General features: G+C 58.9%; 14 protein-coding genes. 13 read left to right on the top strand and 1 reads right to left on the bottom strand.

What is annotated here, in order from left to right; translation table 11 throughout:
* Positions 1-32: 32 nt before the first annotated feature.
* The 10 genes from AAIE04_RS24155 (at position 33) to AAIE04_RS24110 (ending at position 12,460) form a co-directional block, all read left to right on the top strand.
* Positions 33-947 (top strand): alpha/beta hydrolase, encoded by a 915-nt coding sequence (locus AAIE04_RS24155; RefSeq protein WP_063918746.1) that lies wholly within the window; start codon positions 33-35, stop codon positions 945-947.
* Positions 948-1,375: 428 nt separating this feature from the next.
* Positions 1,376-1,786: a GNAT family N-acetyltransferase gene (locus AAIE04_RS24150; RefSeq protein ID WP_019453029.1), complete on the top strand. Its 411-nt coding sequence runs from the start codon at positions 1,376-1,378 to the stop codon at positions 1,784-1,786.
* A 27-nt stretch (positions 1,787-1,813) separates the two neighbouring features.
* Positions 1,814-2,503, top strand: a complete 690-nt coding sequence (locus AAIE04_RS24145; protein ID WP_498577806.1) for a helix-turn-helix transcriptional regulator — start codon at positions 1,814-1,816, stop codon at positions 2,501-2,503.
* A 20-nt stretch (positions 2,504-2,523) separates the two neighbouring features.
* A complete protein-coding gene (locus tag AAIE04_RS24140; RefSeq protein ID WP_025160095.1) occupies positions 2,524-3,825 on the top strand; it encodes a cytosine permease in 1,302 nt (433 codons plus the stop codon).
* A gap of 527 nt (positions 3,826-4,352) precedes the next feature.
* A complete protein-coding gene (locus AAIE04_RS24135; RefSeq protein WP_004937341.1) occupies positions 4,353-4,967 on the top strand; it encodes a helix-turn-helix domain-containing protein in 615 nt (204 codons plus the stop codon).
* Complete coding sequence (locus AAIE04_RS24130; RefSeq protein ID WP_019453032.1) at positions 4,968-5,864, top strand: queuosine precursor transporter; 897 nt, start codon at positions 4,968-4,970, stop codon at positions 5,862-5,864. It begins immediately after the preceding gene.
* A complete protein-coding gene (gene queF / locus AAIE04_RS24125) occupies positions 5,842-6,681 on the top strand; it encodes an NADPH-dependent 7-cyano-7-deazaguanine reductase QueF (protein WP_498577819.1) in 840 nt (279 codons plus the stop codon). Before AAIE04_RS24130 ends, queF begins: the two co-directional genes overlap by 23 nt.
* Before the next feature lie 123 nt (positions 6,682-6,804).
* Positions 6,805-8,949: a phosphocholine-specific phospholipase C gene (locus AAIE04_RS24120; protein ID WP_074055081.1), complete on the top strand. Its 2,145-nt coding sequence runs from the start codon at positions 6,805-6,807 to the stop codon at positions 8,947-8,949.
* Positions 8,950-9,037: 88 nt separating this feature from the next.
* Positions 9,038-10,174: an ABC transporter substrate-binding protein gene (locus AAIE04_RS24115; RefSeq protein ID WP_074055080.1), complete on the top strand. Its 1,137-nt coding sequence runs from the start codon at positions 9,038-9,040 to the stop codon at positions 10,172-10,174.
* A gap of 162 nt (positions 10,175-10,336) precedes the next feature.
* A complete protein-coding gene (locus AAIE04_RS24110) occupies positions 10,337-12,460 on the top strand; it encodes a TonB-dependent receptor family protein (RefSeq protein ID WP_025160096.1) in 2,124 nt (707 codons plus the stop codon).
* A gap of 28 nt (positions 12,461-12,488) precedes the next feature.
* Here AAIE04_RS24110 and AAIE04_RS24105 read toward each other — a convergent pair whose 3' ends face one another.
* Complete coding sequence (locus tag AAIE04_RS24105; RefSeq protein ID WP_025160097.1) at positions 12,489-13,385, bottom strand: LysR family transcriptional regulator; 897 nt, start codon at positions 13,383-13,385, stop codon at positions 12,489-12,491.
* A 272-nt stretch (positions 13,386-13,657) separates the two neighbouring features.
* On the opposite strand from AAIE04_RS24105, the gene AAIE04_RS24100 reads away from it, so the two are divergent.
* The 3 genes from AAIE04_RS24100 (at position 13,658) to abgT (ending at position 18,049) form a co-directional block, all read left to right on the top strand.
* Entirely contained in the window at positions 13,658-14,974 is a 1,317-nt protein-coding gene (locus tag AAIE04_RS24100) for a M20 family metallo-hydrolase (protein ID WP_498577805.1), read from the top strand.
* Complete coding sequence (locus AAIE04_RS24095; protein WP_498577804.1) at positions 14,971-16,422, top strand: M20 family metallopeptidase; 1,452 nt, start codon at positions 14,971-14,973, stop codon at positions 16,420-16,422. Before AAIE04_RS24100 ends, AAIE04_RS24095 begins: the two co-directional genes overlap by 4 nt.
* 100 nt (positions 16,423-16,522) lie before the next feature.
* Positions 16,523-18,049 (top strand): p-aminobenzoyl-glutamate transporter, encoded by a 1,527-nt coding sequence (abgT, locus tag AAIE04_RS24090; protein WP_198636849.1) that lies wholly within the window; start codon positions 16,523-16,525, stop codon positions 18,047-18,049.
* Positions 18,050-18,161: the final 112 nt, after the last annotated feature.

The raw sequence follows: 18,161 nt of genomic DNA, 5'->3' as shown, positions 1-18,161 counted from the left end.
AATATCGACTTTTTCCGAGGATGTTGACCTGCATGTTATTGTCTAACCGGAATTTTATTTCCGCGCTTCTGGCGCTCGCCATCGGCGTTGGGCTGCCGGGCAGCGTGCTGGCCAGGCCCGATCTGGAACGCAAGATCGGCGTTACCGTCGCCGATAGCGATTCAACGGATTACCGCTTCAGCGATCTGCGCTTCGCCTCCGCCGATGGCGAGCGGCATTATCGCATTCGTATCGCTCAGCCGCGTCAGGCGCCTGCGCCTGGTGGCTATCCAACGATTTATTTCCTCGACGGCAATGCGGTGCTAATGGAGCTGAACGCTGCCCTGCTGGCAAAACTGGCGGCGGCGAAGCGGCCACCGGTGCTGGTCATGATCGGCTATGACAACGATCTGCGCATCGATGCCGCCGGCCGTGCCTACGACTATACGCTCCCTCTGCCGGCAAGCATGAAGAAACCGCCGCGGGCCGTGGGAGGCGCAGATGCCTTCTTGCAGTTGATTGAAACGCAGATCAAACCGGCGATCGCCGCCAAAATAGCGATCGATCCGCAGCGACAAACGCTGTGGGGGCACTCCTACGGCGGGCTCTTCGTTCTGCACACGCTATTCACCCGTCCCGCCGCCTTCCAGCGCTACATCGCCGTTGAGCCCTCGCTGTGGTGGGGGCAGGGTATGATCCTGCGGGAAGCGCAACAGATGATCGAACGGCGCCCGACGCTGGCGGCAAGTCTGCAATTATGGGTTGGTCTGGCGGAACGCGATCGCGCGGCACCGCCCGGCGTAAAGAACCCCGCGCTGCCGGCGGACGCGACGCATTTGCTGGCCGAACACCTGGCGCCGCTCAACGGCCTTGCCGTCGGCTACCGGGAATGGCCCGCCTTAGGGCATGGTGCCATGCTGGGCGCCACCATCGAGCCGGCGCTGCGCGGCGTCATATCAGAGGACTAAATCAGCGGATCGGCAGGTATCGGCCGCATTTTCATCTGCGACTCATATCTTCTGATAAGAAGAGTGTTTAATATCTGAGACAGAGAGTGGCCAACGTGGAATGGCTGCGGAAAAAACAAAGTGGCTCCCCCGTCGGCAAGTTAGCTTGCTCTATCCGGTGGAGCCATACAGTACTGCAGTTTTCCCGGTGGGGCCCTGGTGAGGCGCAAGATAGGAAAAGATGGTGTAAGCAGGGCATTTCAGCGTTTTAATACCGCCTGTTTCACTATTTTCTTCTCCCTGTGGCAGCTACTATAAGCGCCCTCTCACCTGGCGGAAAAGGGTGAAAACCACCCTTGAAATACATTAATGAAAGTGATATTAGAAGCGGTTAAGGCGAAAACGCCTAGTTCAGTTTTGAATAATTAAATCAGGGAATTATATTAAAAATGAATATTAATATCACCGACAAACCCAACCCGCAGGATGAAGAGTTCGTTATCGACAGTCTGTGGGCTCACAACCATAAAACCCAGCCCGTAGACATTCACCCGTTGTTCCTGACCGTTACCGACGACAATCAGCAGATCGTCGGCGGCCTGGTCGCGCGCACCTGGTGGGGCGGCCTGGAAGTGCAGTATCTGTGGGTCGGCGATCAATGCCGCAAAAGCGGTTACGGCCGCCAACTGATGCAGTTGGCCGAGGAAGAAGCCCGCAAACGCGGTTGCCACATGGCCTATGTCGATACCTTCGATTTCCAGGCCAGAGGCTTCTACGAAAAACTGGGCTACCGGGTCTACGGCGAACTGGGCGATTACGCACACCGCCACACCCGCCATTACCTGGCTAAAAGCCTGTAACGCGGCCTGAGCGGCGCAGAGGTAGGTATGGGTTCCTCGCATAAAAATAATGAATCTTATTTTAAGGGTCTCATCACCATGATGGAGCACCTGAGCGAGCCCTGGGGCATCAAAGACCAGCTGTCCCGCCACCTCTATATGAACCGCGCCGCTTATCTCTATACCAATACGCCGCTGAACTTCGACGTCGCCGGTAAATATGACCACGAATTCCCCGCCGACTGGGCCGACTCCGCCGCCGACTTTATCGAGCACGATAAAATGACCGAAGCGGCGCGCGATCGGGTCACGGTCATAGAAACGCACTATTGGTACGGTAAAGACAGCCTGACGCCGTTTATCAGCGAAAAGCTGCCGGTGTACAACGACGACAAACAGGTGATTGGCGTGATCTGGAACGCCAAGCCGATGAACAGCCTGTCGCCGCTCAAGTACATCAACCAGCAAAAGCCCAGCGTATTGACCACCGAGGTCAATAACGAGCTGTTCACCCGCGCTGAACTCGATGTCATTTTCCTTATGCTGCAGCGATTTACGGTGAAAGAGATCGCCAAAATCTATAGCGTCAGCAATAAGACCATCGAAAACCGCATTTATAACATCTACCAGAAGGCCAGCGTGCATACTCAGCAGCAATTTGAGGAGTACTGCAAATACGCCAACCTGGATAACTACATACCCGATCGCCTGATAACTAAAGGCATTCAGTTTATTTGAACCGCAAGGAAGATCTCACCGTGATAAAGATCGAAGATTATCCGCTCACCCGGGTGCCGCAGGATAAAAGAGTCTCATTTTTAAGCGTGGCCATAGTGCATATGGGCATGCTGACCGCGCTGGATCAGTTCATGCTCGGCGCCGTGCTCGGCAACTCCATGTCGCTGATTGACGCCTTCACCGCCATTTTCGTCGGCAGCCTGATCTTCGGCGTAGTGACCTACGGCCTGGGGCTGGCGGGCATGCGCGAAGGGATTTCCGGCAGCCTGCTGGCGCGCTGGTGCGGCTTCGGCCGTTTGGGGTCGGTACTGATCGGCGTCGTGGTGGCCGTCAGCCTGCTGGGCTGGTTCGGCATTCAAAACGCCATTTTCGCCAAGTCGCTCGACTTCGCGCTCGGCAATAAGCTGGGCTTCGGCCTGGCCGCCGGGCTCTCGGGCACGCTGCTGACCATCCTGGTGGCGTTCGGCTTCAAGGCGCTGCGCATCGCCGCTCGCATTGCCGTACCGATGTTCATCATGCTGGTGGCCTATATCTCCGTGACGGCGCTTTCCGGCCATAACCTGCAGGAGATCATCCAGCTGGCTCCGCCGGGTGAGCCACTGACCATCAGCGCCGGCATCACCATCGTTGTCGGTGGCGCCATCGTCGCCAGTCTGATGACGCCCGATCTGACCCGTTATTCCAAAAACGGCAAACACGTGCTCGGCGTCACGCTCTTCACCATCATCGCCGGCGAGTTCGTGGTGAACGGCCTGGCTATCCTCATTGCTAAAACGCTGGGCACCGCAGACGTCGTCACCATAATGTCGCAAGCGGCCGGCGGCGCGGGCCTGCTGGTGGTGGTGTTCTCTACCCTGCGCGTCAACGATCTCAACCTGTATTCTTCTTCGCTAGGCATCGTCAACGCGGTGGAAGGCATCACCGGCAAAAAGCTGAAGTACACCTACACCACACTGGTGATCGGCATTCTGGGCACCACGCTCTCGGTGCTGGGTATTCTCGACCGCTTCGTCGATTTCCTGACGGTGCTTGGCGTGGTCTTCCCGCCGATTATCGGCATCATGCTGGTGGACTATTATCTGCTGCGCAGCCACCGCAAAATCCTCGACGAGAGCCGCCGCACGGGCCAACTGCCGAACGAAACGCCGACCATCGGCTGGGCGGCGATCGTCGCCAGCATCGCCGGCGGCGCCGTTGGCCTGGCGACCGAATGGGGCGTACCGACCATCAACTCCCTGGTGGCCGCCAGCCTGCTGTATTGGGTGCTTAAACTGGCCTTCAGCCGGGCGCAAAAACCGCTGGCCTCGCAAAAGTCACTCTGATTGGCAGGCACGCGCGAATGCACTCCTCCGGTAACGGGGGAGTGTTTTACGCTTGAAAATATGGATTTCAATGCAGGAGAATGAGCCGCTCGTATAGACAAACGGCTGCGGTGAGGGTCCCTGGTGTCGGTAGCAAGTATCCATCATGCTCAGAGTGTGGAAACGCCCCCTCTGAGCTTTTTATTATAAATAATCGAAGCTTCCGTGTTTTTATCGTAAAGAAAAACTTCATCTTGCATGAACAGTAGCCCATGAAATCGGTTTTGGTCAACATAAAAGTAAACACAAAATCGGCTTTTGTGTTCACTTTTCCATAAGCAAAACCTAATCAATTGATTTACACGGTTTTATCATGTGCTCGGATAAACCGGATTACGCCGTTAACGTCAATGGGCTAACCAGCTGGAAAAAAAACAATAATTACCGTAAATAATCAGTCTGTTACCCTTTAGCCGGCGCCTTTTTATCTGGACAACGCCGATGCGTAAGATATAGTGAAGCCTGCGTAATGTTTGTAAGGACAGCCAATGAAAACCACCAACGCACAGCGCAAAATCAACATCATTAAAAACATTGAATATCTGATGCGTACCCGCGGTGAAACCAAGGCTTCCTTTTCCAACCGCAGCGGCCTGACGCGCACCACCCTCTACAAAATTCTCGACGGAAGAGTGAACAACGTTCAGCAATCCACCGTTAATCGAATTTCCGATTTCTTCGGCGTCTCCTGCGAAGAGATCGAAGACTACGATCTGGAAAAACTCGAGCTGCTCAACGAAACGCTGTCCACCGAAGGCAACAAGAACCCTTCCGCCATTCCGGTGATCCCGCAGTCGCGTTACCTGGCCGTCTCGCAGCGCAAGATCGGGCAACTGGTCACCGAGTTTCCTTTGACTTATTTCTTCGGCGATGAGTCAAACATGTTGGCAATGAAAATAGAGACCGAAATTAAAGGGTCATTTATTCCCGGCGAAGTCATTATCATCAAACGTCCGCCGGTACTGATTTGCGATTCGCCTTTGCTGTATCACTCGGGAAAAAGCGGCTTCTTTGTGGTTGACGACAAAGACAGCGAAAGCATGGACAAACGCCCTCAGGACACCGTGCAATTCCTGGGTTACATCGTTGGAGAAAGGCTATAAATGGAACCGAATCAGAAGTTCAAGCTGTTGGGCTTCACCCGGCATGGCACTATCGCGGCCAATGTTATGGTATTGGCCACCGGCAAAACCATCACCATGGGGCTGAATGAACTGGCCGATAGTGAGATATCAGAAGATTTAAGCCGGCATGAGCTGCAGGCGCTGTACCGTAAACTCTATGGCGACAACAAGCAAAAAACCGCCTACGAACTCAGCGATCGCCATGAACGCTCTTGGTACGCCTATTTGATCATCACCGTTGCGCTCAGCGTGATTTATATTTTCTCAACGCTGTGCGGCGTCAAACCGATCCAAATTCCGGTGCTGAACCTCATCACGCCGCCGGCGATCTTCATCTATCCTCTCACCTTCATCCTGGTGGACATCCTCAACGAGTTCTATGGGCTGCGGCTGGCCAGACGCACCATCATCATCTCGTTTATCGCCAACCTGACCTTCGTCCTCGGCGTTTGGGTAACGACGCTGGTGCCGAGCATTCCGCAGTGGGAGTACAGCGAGACCTACAATGGCATCGTGCACAGCATCATGGCGGTGCTGGTGGCCTCGTCGGCGGCCTATCTGATCTCCGAGAACGTCAACTCCTACCTGCTTTGCAAAATCAAAGAGTTGACCAACTCCCGCTACCTGTTTGTACGCGTGATCACCAGCACCGTCGTGGCGTCGGCCATCGACAGCGTGGTGTTCTGTACGCTGGCGTTCTACAACGTGCTGAGCTGGGATATCATCAAAACCATGATCCTGTCGCAGTTCCTGATCAAGGTGGTTTACGCCCTGCTGGGCGTCGGGCCGATCTACGCCACCCGCAGTCTGTTTAACCGCTACATCAATACCGAACAAGCAAAAGGCAATGAATATGCATATCCAAAAGCAAGATAAGATCACCCATCTTGGCGCCAACTCCGATTATCCGGATCAATATGCTCCCGCATTGCTCGAAGCCTTGCCGCGCGCGCGTGGCCGCGATCTGATCGGCGTCGACGAGCGGCAGCTGCCGTTCAGCGGCTTCGATCTGTGGACCGCCTTCGAGCTGTCCTGGCTCAACGGCAAGGGCAAACCGGTGGTGGGCATCGGCGAGTTTACCTTCCCGCACTCCTCGTCGAACCTGATCGAGTCCAAGTCGTTCAAGCTGTATCTCAACAGTTTCAACCAAACGCGCTTCGACAGCGTGGAACAGGTGAGCGCCGCCATGCAGCAGGATCTGTCGCAGGCGGCCAACGGCCAGGTCACCGTCAAACTCTATCCGGGGCTGGAAGGTTATCCGGCGCAGATCGACCGCCTGCCGGGCATCAACATCGACGATTTGGACATCGCGGTTGACGACTTCACGTTCAAGCCGGAATACCTGAGCGGCGCGGCCGATCAAGGGGAACCGGTAACGGAGACGTTGTCTTCCAACCTGCTGAAGTCCAACTGCCTGGTCACCAATCAACCAGACTGGGGCAGCGTGGTTATCCGCTATGAAGGCCGCAAAATCGATCGCGAAAGCCTGCTGCGCTACCTGATCTCCTTCCGCCAGCACAATGAATTCCACGAGCAGTGCGTCGAACGTATTTTCAACGACATCAAGCAGCACTGCCGCCCGGAAAAACTCAGCGTGTTCGCGCGCTATACCCGCCGCGGTGGCCTGGATATCAACCCCTTCCGCAGCGATTTCGAAACGGCGCCGGTGCTCGGCCGCCTGATCAGACAGTAAGCGTCATCCACCAATGCTCCCGCCAGGGAGCATTGTTTTCCTCGATTTCATCTCCCTGTTATTTTTCGCCATTATCGTCGTCAGCGGCTATCTTCAAAGCACACTGACGGAGATTAACGACGCATGCCTGACCTTTCACGCAGAGACATACTGCGGGCTGCCGCCATCGGATCGGCGTTCTCGCTGCTGCCCGCTTCGATTCGCAAAGCGCTGGCCATTCCCGCCAATAATCGCACCGGCACCCTGCGCGACGTCGAACACGTGGTGATCCTGATGCAGGAGAACCGCTCTTTCGACCACTACTTCGGCACCCTGCCGGGCGTACGCGGCTTCAGCGATCGCTTTACCATCCCACTGCCCGACGGCCGCCACGTCTGGCAGCAACAGGGCGCCGAGCGGCTGGTGCTGCCCTACCACCTGGACAGCAAACGCGGTAACGCCCAGCGCGTCACCGGCACGCCGCACTCATGGGTGGATGAACAGGCCGCCTGGGACCACGGCCGCATGAGCGCCTGGCCGACCTACAAAACGCCGGCCTCGATGGGCTACTATCGCCAGCATGAGCTGCCGTTCCAGTTCGCGCTGGCCAACGCCTTCACCCTGTGCGACGCCTATCACTGCGCCATCCACGCCGGCACCAATACCAATCGGCTGTTCCACTGGACCGGCACCAACGGCCCGTCCGCCGCCGACGTGGCGGTGGTGGTCAACGAATGGGACAGCCCCGGCCCGGCAGAGATCGGCTACCAGTGGACAACCTATCCGGAACGGTTGGAGGCGAGCGGCGTCAGTTGGAAGGTGTATCAATTCCTGCCGGACAACTTTACCGACAACCCGTTGGCGGGCTTCCGCCAGTACCGCGCCGCCAGCATTCAGGTGGGCAACCCGGCGCGGCCGCCGAAAGACTTCAACGCCTTCGTGCCCTATCGCGACGAGCTCAACGCAAGCGCGCCGCTATACAAAGGCAACGGCAACACCCTGCCCGCCGCCAGCGGCAACGATCTGGACGCCATGCTGGCCGGGTTCCGCGCCGACGTGCAGCAAGGCAAACTGCCGCAGGTCAGCTGGATCATCGCGCCGGCGGCCTATTCGGAACACCCCGATCCCTCCAGCCCGGTGCAGGGCGGCTGGTTCACGCAAGAGATCCTCAACGCGCTGACCGATAACCCGGAGGTATGGAGCAAAACCGTCCTGCTGGTCAACTACGACGAAAACGACGGCTTTTTCGATCACATGCCCTCGCCTTCCGCGCCGTCGCTGCGTGAAGACGGTAGCTTCGCCGGTAAATCGACGGTGCCGTTCGACACCGAGATCTTCCAGCACGTGGCGCCGCCCGGCTCGGAGGATCAGCCACCGCCAGACGGCCGCATCTATGGCCCCGGCCCGCGGGTGCCGATGCTGGTGCTGTCGCCCTGGAGCCGCGGCGGCTGGGTCAACTCGCAGGTCTTCGATCACACCTCGGTGCTGCAATTTCTGGAGAAGCGCTTTCAGGTGCATGAACCCAACATTAGCGCCTGGCGCCGCGCGGTGTGCGGCGATCTCACCTCGGCGTTCAACTTTGTCGACCCTAACGGCGAAGCATTGCCGAGCCTGCCCGCCACCAGCCGTCGCGCCGCCGACGGCCTGCGTCAACGCCAGGAGCAGCTGCCGCAGGTGCCGCTGCCGTCGCCCGCCCACCAACGTTTGCCGCATCAACGCCGCCTGGCGCGCCCTTCTCGCGCATTGCCTTACCAGCTGCACGTCGAAGCCGCCGTCGCGGCCGAGCAGCGGCGCGTCACGCTGAATCTGTTCAATACCGGCGAACAGGGGGCGGTGTTTCACGTTTACGATCGGCGAGATCTGGCACAGATCCCGCGCCGCTACACCGTCGAGGCCGGCAAAGCGGTCAGCGACGACTGGCAGACGGAGGATGAGTATCATCTGTGGCTGCTCGGCCCCAACGGTTTTCATCGTGAACTGCGCGGCGCCCTGAGCCGGCCGCAGCCGGAAGTGCGTTTGCGCCCGGCGGGGCGCAGCCTGCAGCTGCAGTTGAACAACCCGGGCACCGAAGCGATAGCGGTCACCCTCGAACGCTGCCCCTATACGCAGCAGGGCCCGTGGCACATCACGCTGCCGGCGGGCGGCAGCCACCAGCAAACGTTTGACGCCCGCGCCAGCGGCGGTTGGTATGACCTTACGCTGCAAAGCCCCGGCTGGCTGCGCCGCCTGGCGGGCCGGTTGGAAGACGGCGAACACAGCGTCAGCGACCCGCTGATGGGCCAGGAGTAGCCACTATCGGCATCAAGGGTGTTCAAAAAGCGAAAGGATATCGCTTATCATTGCGCTCTCGTTCCTCGCCGATTACTCAAGGATCTCCATGCCCGCTGTTCTTATCGCCAAAGCCGGCCGCTGGCTGGCCGCCTGCATTCTGCTGTTGGCCGGCGCCGCTCAGGCCGCGCCGATCGTCGTCACCGATGTCGCCGGCCGTCAGGTCACTCTGCCGCAACCGGCCAAACGCGTTATCCTGGCCGATGCCCGAGCACTGTTGGCGCTCAATATTCTGCATCCGCAGGAACCGCTGAAAAACATCATCGCCTGGGACAACTCGCTGAAGGTCAAAGCACCGGATCTGGTGGAGGCCTACGCAAAAAAATTCCCGCAGGTCATGCAGATCCCCACCTTCGACAACCCCTACACCAGCGATTTCAGCGTAGAAAGCGCGGTGGTGCGACAACCGGACCTGATCATTTTCGACATCGGTCTGCTGAGCAAATTGAAGGACAGTGGCGTACTGACTCAGCTGGAAAAAGTCGGTATTCCGGTGCTGATCATCGATTTTCGCCAGCAGCCGTTGACCAACACCGTCGCCAGCATGCAGCTGCTGGGTAAAGTGTTCGATGAACAGCCCAACGCCGACGCCTTTATTCAGCTTTATCAGCAACGGCTCGACTTGGTGCGCCAACGGGTCGCCACGCTGAAACCGGAGCAGCGCCCCAGCGTCTTCATCGAACGCAGCGCCGGCATCAAAGGCGAGCAGTGCTGCAACACTTTCGGCAAAGGCAGCTTCGGGCAGTTTATCGAGACCGCCGGCGGCGACAATATCGGCAGCAAGCTGTTTTCCGACATGGGCGGTGAAGTGAACGTCGAGCAGGTGATCGGCAGCAACCCGGATTTCTATCTGCTGACCGGCGCCGACTGGAGCCGTGGTCATCGCGGCACGCTGGCGGTGCCGCTGGGCTACACCACCGATATGGCCACCAGCCAAAAGAAACTGGCGCATCTGCTGGATCGCACCGGCATTAACGTACTGAAAGCGGTGAAAGAAAAACGCGTGATGGCGATTTACCATCAATTTTACGACACGCCGCTCAACTTTATCGCCGTTGAGGCAATCGCCAAATTCCTGCACCCAGCGCTGTTTAAAGATATTGATCCGCAAGCGGATATCGAAATGGTCCACCAGAAATTCACCGCGCTGGATTACAGCGGCGTCTTCTGGCTTACGCCGCAATAATGTCCGTTCAGGGCCCACCAACCGGGCCCTGACACCCCGCCCGCGCCACATCGTTACCCGCTTAACTATCCCGTAACAATTCTATTTACTTGCCAATAATTATCATTAAGATTGTCTTTTCTAAAAAAACACATCCGGGTCTGAAACTCTTAAGGCATTATTATGTCACCTCTTTTTCGGCTTTCTTTGCTGACGGCCTCCATCGCCGTCGCACTCCCTGTCCTTGCTGCTGATAACTCATCTCAAAACGATGCCGACACCGTGACCGTCGTCGGCAACTGGCTGGACAACCCTGATACCAGTTCGGTGCTGCTTAACCATCCCGGCGCGCGCTCCATCGTCACTCAGCAGCAGATGCATGAACAGGGCGATCAAACCATCGCCGACAGCCTGCGCGGCGTGCCCGGCGTGCAGGTGCGCGACAGCAACGGCACCGGCGGCAGCGACATTTCGCTCAACGTCGGCGTGCGCGGCCTGACCTCTCGCCTTTCTCCGCGATCCACCATTCTGATGGACGGCGTTCCATTGGCGGTTGCGCCTTACGGCCAGCCTCAGCTGTCGATGGCGCCGCTGTCGATCGGCAATCTGCAATCGGTTGACGTGGTGCGCGGCGGCGGTGCGGTGCGTTACGGGCCGCAAAACGTTGGCGGCGTGATCAACTTCGTCACCCGCGACATTCCCAAACAGTTTGGCGGCACCGCCAGCGTACAGACCCAGGGCGCCAGCCACGGCGGCCTGAAAACCCTGACCAGCGCCTCGGTGGGCGGCACCGCAGATAACGGCCTCGGCGCCGAGCTGCTCTACTCCGGCCTGCACGGTCAGGGCTACCGCGACAATAACGACAACACCGACATCGACGATTTCATGCTGAAAACGCGTTATGCGTTCACCGATCGCGACGAACTGCTGGCCAATTTTCACTACTACGACGCCAAAGCCGGCATGCCGGGCGGGCTGAGCAAAGCGCAATACGCGCAGAACCCGTTCCAGTCCACGCGGCCGTGGGATCAGTTCGAAGGCCGCCGCAAGGATATGTCGTTCAAATACAAGCATCAGGAAGACGACAAACAGTTCGAAGTGCTGACCTACTTCACCGACAGCTACCGCGGCAGCAACATCGAATCGGAAGGCACCGGCAAAAACGCCGGATTGCGGCGCATGGTGTCCTATCCGCGCCACTATTCGACCTGGGCGATCGAACCGAGCTATTCACAGCTGTTTCGCTTCTGGGATATGGCGCACGAGATCACCCTCGGCTACCGCTACCTGAATGAAACCATGGATGAAAAGGCGTCGCGTTCGGCCTGGTATAACCCGGCGAACGTCGGCGCCACGCCGGATACCCCGGACTATTACCAGCACACCTCCGGCGGCACCGCAGCCAACGCGTTCTACATCGACGACACCATCAACGTCGGCAACTGGACGGTCACGCCTGGCCTGCGCTACGAAAGCATCCGCACTCATGTGGACGATTCGTTCAACAACATCAGCCGCGAGAAAAGCTACAGCGAACCGCTGCCGTCATTGAACGTGATGTATCATCTGTCCGACGCCTGGAAACTGTTCGCCAACGCCAATACTTCGTTCGGCAGCATGCAGTATTTCCAACTGACCAAAGGCGGTAACGGCAACCAGCCGGCGCCGGGGCTGACGGCGGAAAAAGCGCACACCTATGAGTTCGGCACCCGCTACGACGATACCGTGGTCAAGGCCGAGGCCACACTGTTCTACATCGATTTCGATAACCAGCTGCAGTACATCAGCAACGACGTGGGCTGGACCAATATGGGCGCTACCAAGCACAAAGGCATCGAGCTGGCACTCAGCTACGATCTCAGCGAGCTGAATCGCGCGCTCGACGGCGCCAGCGTCTACACCAGCTATACCTACACCAAGGCCAGCACCGACAAGGGCGATTTCGCCGGTAAAGACCTGCCGTTCTACTCGCGTCAGGTGTATACCGTCGGCACGCGCTACGCCACCGGCAACTGGGTGTGGAATCTGGACGGCTACGCGCAGTCCAAACAGCACTCGCCGGGCACCGGGCCGGAATACATCACGCAGGAGAGCGCCGACGGCCAGTTTGGCGATATCGCCGGTTACATGGTGTGGAACATGCGCGGGGAATATAATTTCGGGCCGCAGCTGTCGAACCTGACACTGGGTGCCGGGGTGAAAAACCTGTTCGATCAGCGCTACTTCACCCGCTCCAACGACAACAACTTCGGCAAATACGTCGGCGAACCGCGCACTTTCTTCGTGCAGGGCTCGATCGCGTTCTGATACCGAGGCCCCCAACGGGGCCTCGGTATCACCGACAGTAAAGGCGAAACAGGCGCGCCAGGTGCGCGCCCATCGGCGTCAGGGTGGTGTCCTTGCGTTGGATCAGATAAAACGTCGCCTTCGGCAGGCTCTCTTCCAGCTCGAGCGGCACCAAATGCTTGCCCAGAATCGGATCGGAGATCACGTCCACCGACAGAATGCTGACAAAATCGCTCTGCGCCACCAGGCTGGTACAGGCCATAAAGGTCTCGCAGGTCACACTGATCGACGGCGCCATGCCCAAGTCCCCGAACAGATCGTGCAATAGCCGGTAATAGCTGCCTTTCGGCGTCGGCATGGTCCAGTCGCAGTGCTGCAGCTGTTTCAGCGAGGTCGCCTCCTCCATCGGATGCCCTTTGCGCACCACCACCCGATACTCTTTTTCCATCAGCCGTTCGTACTGCAGCTCGTTATCGAGGCTGCTGGGATAGTAGGTATTGACGGTAAAATCCAGCTCGCCCTGGCGCAGTTCAGGGATCATCGACACCAGCTGCCCCTCGACGATCCGCACCTTCACGTTGGGATACTCACGGTGAAACTGGGTGACCACCTGCGGCATCACGGTGCGCGCGATGCTGCCGCCAACGCCGATATTCACCGTGCCGCCCGCCAACCCCAACCGCTGCTGAATGTCTTCCTGCGCCACCCGCAGCTCTTCGAGGATCAGGCTGGCATGCTGGAAAAAGTTATCGCCGCAGTCGGTCAATACCACCCCCTGACTGCGGCGAATAAACAGCTTGGCGCCCAGCACCTCTTCCAGTTCCTGAATGGCCTTGGTCAGCGCAGGCTGGGAAAGGCGTGAGGTACGACTGGCGGCGCGGATGCTGCCCTGGCGGCTAACGTCCACAAATGCACGTAATTGGTGCAATTTTATCGAGGCTGGCATAGGCGAAAGGCGATAACCGTTATTTATCAATAGCAAGATATTGGCATCTTATTTAGCCAGATTCCATTGTGTACATTCGGAAAAAACATAATAAATAACCAAATTCTTATTTCGCTTAATTAAGCGCATTTTCTGCGCCAATAAGCGCCATTCACGGCAGTTAGTAACCAAATACACCTTTTTCTTTGCAATAGCTTCACCGTCTGATTTCAGTTCAGAGCATAACTGCTGCCTGGAGCGATCCAGCGCGCGATAACTTATGAGATATCACTATGACTAATTCGCTTTCGATGTTGGTGGCCGATTTGTACCCGCAATTGCAGGCCTGGCGCCGCGACTTCCATCGCTATGCCGAGTCCGGCTGGTTTGAGTTCCGCACCGCCACCCTGGTGGCGGAAGAACTCGATCGGCTGGGTTATCACCTGCAGCTGGGCCGCGAGGTCATCAAGGCAGAGGCGCGCATGGGGCTGCCCTCTCCCGCCGAGCTGGAAGCGCAGGAACAGCGCGCCCGCAATCAGGGGGCGTTGGAGAAATGGCTGCCGCACTTTTCCGGCGGCTTCGCCGGCATCGTCGCAACGCTCGATACCGGCCGCCCCGGCCCAACAATCGCCTACCGCGTGGATATGGACGCCCTCGATCTCAACGAATTGCTGGAACCCGAACATTTGCCGTTTCGTGAAGGCTTCGCCTCTTGCAACAGCGGCATGATGCATGCATGCGGTCATGACGGCCATACCACCATCGGGCTGGGGCTGGCGCACGTGTTCAAAAGCCTGGAGCCCCAGCTTAACGGCACCGTCAAACTGATCTTCCAGCCGGCAGAAGAAGGCACACGCGGCGCTAAATCGATGGTAGAGGCCGGCGTGGTGGACGACGTCGATTTCTTCACCGCGGTGCATATCGGCACCGGCGTGCCGGCCGGTGAGCTGGTGTGCGGCAGCGACAGCTTTATGGCCACCAGCAAGCTGGACGTCACCTTTCGCGGCGTCGCCTCGCACGCCGGCGCCAAGCCGGAAGACGGTCGCAACGCGCTGCTGGCAGCGGCGCAGGCTACGCTGGGGCTTTACGCCATCCCACGCCACAGCGAAGGCAGCTCGCGCATCAATGTCGGCGTGCTGCAGGCCGGCACCGGCCGCAACGTGATCGCCGATCGGGCGTTTATGAAGGTAGAAACGCGCGGCGCCACCAATGAGATCAACGCGTTCGTTTATCAACAGGCGCTGAACGCCATCGAAGGTGCCGCCAGGATGCACGGCGTCGCCTGCGATATCGCGCTGATGGGCGCGGCGCAGAGCAGCAAACCGACCCAACCGTGGGTGGATTACATCCGCCGCCAGGCGCAGCAGATAACCGAGCTGGCCTCGGTGGTCGATCGCCGCGAACAGGCCGCCGGCTCAGAAGACGCCACCTACATGATGGAACGGGTGAAATCGCACGGCGGCCAGGCCTCATACGTCATTTTCGGCACCGAGCTGAGCGCCGGGCACCATAACGAAAAATTTGACTTCAACGAGCAGGTGATGGCGGTGGCGGTGAAAACGCTGGCGTCGCTGGCGCTGAATCTGCCGACATTCGGGAGCGAAGCATGAGCAATCCACAACGGCAGGCATTTATCGGCGACTACATTGACCAACGCCAACCCCGCTTCAGCGCGCTGAGCGACGCGATTTGGGACCATCCGGAAACGCGCTTCAACGAGACCTATTCCGCTACGCTGCTGGCCGATGCGCTGGAGCAGGAAGGCTTTTCGGTTGAACGCGGCGTGGGCGACATCGAGACGGCGTTTATCGCCAGCTACGGCAGCGGCCACCCTGTCATCGCGCTGCTGGGCGAGTACGACGCGCTGGCCGGGCTGAGCCAGCAGGCCGGTTGCGCCACGCCACAGCCGCTGGTGGAAAACGGCAACGGTCATGGTTGCGGCCACAACCTGCTGGGCACCGCGGCGCTGGCCGGCGCCTTCGCCGCCAAGGCGTGGATGCAGCAGAACCGGCTGACCGGCACCCTGCGCTTCTACGGCTGCCCGGGCGAAGAAGGCGGCTCCGGCAAGACCTTTATGGTGCGCGAAGGCCTGTTCGACGACGTCGACGCCGCCCTCACCTGGCACCCGGAAGGCTTCAGCGGCATGTTCAATACCAGCACGCTGGCCAACATTCAGGCGGCGTTTCACTTCAAGGGCGTCGCCGCCCATGCCGCCAACTCGCCGCACCTGGGGCGCAGCGCGCTGGACGCGGTGACGCTGATGAATACCGGCGCCAACTTCCTGCGCGAACATATCGTGCAGGAAGCGCGGCTGCACTACGCGGTCACCAACACCGGCGGCAGCTCGCCCAACGTGGTGCAGGCCGACGCCGAAGTGTTGTACCTGATCCGCGCGCCGCAGCTCGATCAGGCGCAGGACATTTACCAACGGGTGATCAACATCGCCAAGGGCGCAGCGCTGATGACTGACACCCAGATGGAAGTGCGCTTCGACAAAGCCTGCTCCAACTATGTGCCGAACCGCAGTCTGGAACGGGCGATGTATCAAAACCTGTGCGATTTCGGTCTGCCCGAGTACAGCGACGCCGAACGCCGCTTCGCCAAGGAAATCCGCCAGACGCTGAGCCGCGACGATCTGCGCAACGCCAAACTCAATATTGCCCGCACCGGCGGCGCGGCCGGGCGCGAGTGGGTGCAACTGCTGGGAGATAAGGTACTGATGGACGAGGTCGCGCCTTATGTGGAATCCGACGACCTGCTGTACGGCTCTACCGACGTTGGCGACGTGAGCTGGGTGACGCCGACCGCCCAATGCTTCAGTCCCTGTTTCGCACTCGGCACTCCGCTGCACACCTGGCAACTGGTGGCGCAGGGCCGCACCGCTATCGCCCATAAGGGCATGTGCCTGGCCGGCAAGGTGATGGCGGCGACCGCCATCGATCTGCTGAGCGACAGCGCCCTGCTGGCGCGCTGCCGCAGCGAGTTCGAGCGCCAGCGCGCCGAACAGCCGTACCGCTGCCCAATCCCACAGGGGGTGCAACCATCGCCATTGAAATAACATGAACAGACAGGGCCCGGGCAACCGGGTCAATAAACATAATTATAAATAAATCAAATAATAACAATCACACAACAGAGCAAACACAGAGGGTAAAATCATGAGTGAGGCCACAACGCCAATCAATAAAAGCCCCGGACGCGTTTTTTACTGGGTAGAACGCATCGGCAATAAGATCCCCAATCCGTTTCTCCTGTTCGTCTATTTGATCCTGGTGCTTATGCTGGCCACCGCACTGTTTTCCTGGCTCGACGTGGCGGTGAAAAACCCGGCCACCGGCGAACTCATCAAGGTAAATAACCTGATGAGCGTGGCGGGCATGCAATGGATATTCCCCAACATCATCCATAACTTCAGCAGCTTTGCGCCGCTGGGGGCTATTTTGGCGCTGGTGATAGGCGCCGGCCTGGCAGAAAAGGTCGGCCTGCTGCAGGCGCTGATGTACAAAATGGCCTCGCGCGTCAGCGCCCGCTACGCCAGCTATATGGTGCTGTTTATCGCCTTCTTCAGCCATATATCATCGGACGCCGCGCTGGTGGTGATGCCGCCGCTTGGCGCGCTGATGTTTATCGCGGTGGGCCGCCACCCGATAGCCGGGCTGCTGGCGGCGATCGCCGGCGTCGCCTCCGGCTTTACCGCCAACCTGTTGATCGTCACCACCGACGTATTGCTTTCCGGCATCAGCACCGAAGCCACCAAGGCGGTGGACGGCGCGGTTCACGTCAGCGTAATCGACAACTGGTACTTTATGGCCACCTCCGTGATCGTGCTGACCATCGCCGGCGCACTGCTCACCGACAAGTTTATCGAGCCCCGACTGCCGAAGTGGCAAGGCAGCGCCGAAGACAAAATCGCAGCGCTGACCCCGCTGCAGAACCGGGGGCTGATGATGAGCGGCATCGCCGCACTGGTGTTTATCGCCATCATCGCCGCCCTGGTGGTGCCGGAGGCCGCGCCGCTGCGCGATCCGCACACCGGTTCGGTGATCCCTTCCCCGTTCATCAAGGGCATTGTGCCGATCATCATCCTGTTCTTCTTCACCGTCGCCATTACCTATGGCGTGGTCACCAAACAGATCCGGCGGCCGGACGATATTCCCCACCACTTGCTCGATCCGATGAAAAGCATGGCGGGTTTTATCGTGATGGTGTTTCCGCTGTCGCAGTTCGTGGCGTTCTTTAACTGGAGCAACATGGGCAAGTTTATGGCCGTCGGCCTGACCGACATGCTGGAAGCCGCCGGCATGAGCGGCGCACCGGCGTTTCTCGGCCTGATGTTCCTCTCCGCCTTCCTGTGCATGTTCATCGCCAGCGGCTCGGCGATCTGGTCGATTCTGGCGCCGATCTTCGTGCCGATGTTTATGTTGCTCGGCTTTCACCCGGCATTCGCCCAGATGATCTTTCGCATCGCCGACTCTGCGGTGTTGCCGCTGGCGCCAATGTCGCCGTTCCTGCCGCTGTTCCTCGGCTTCCTGCAGCGCTACCGCAAAGACGCGCAGCTCGGCACCTATTACGTGCTGATCCTGCCCTATCCTTTGGTGTTCTTCAGCGTGTGGATTTTGCTGCTGCTGGCCTGGTATGCGCTTGGGTTGCCAATCGGCCCCGGCGTCTACCCGAAGATGGGCTAAGCCACCCCGTTATCTCGCCCCGCGCCGGTTCGCGGGGCAGACTCCCTTCCCCCAGGCCAAGCAGAAAGATTGATCTTCCTCACCCTCCAAACACCTTAACGCATTATTTCAT

The sequence above is a fragment of the Serratia sp. Ae19-1 genome, assembly GCF_059801225.1.
The sequence above is the reverse complement of the archived record's forward strand: the minus strand, read 5'-3'. Positions and strand labels throughout refer to the sequence as shown.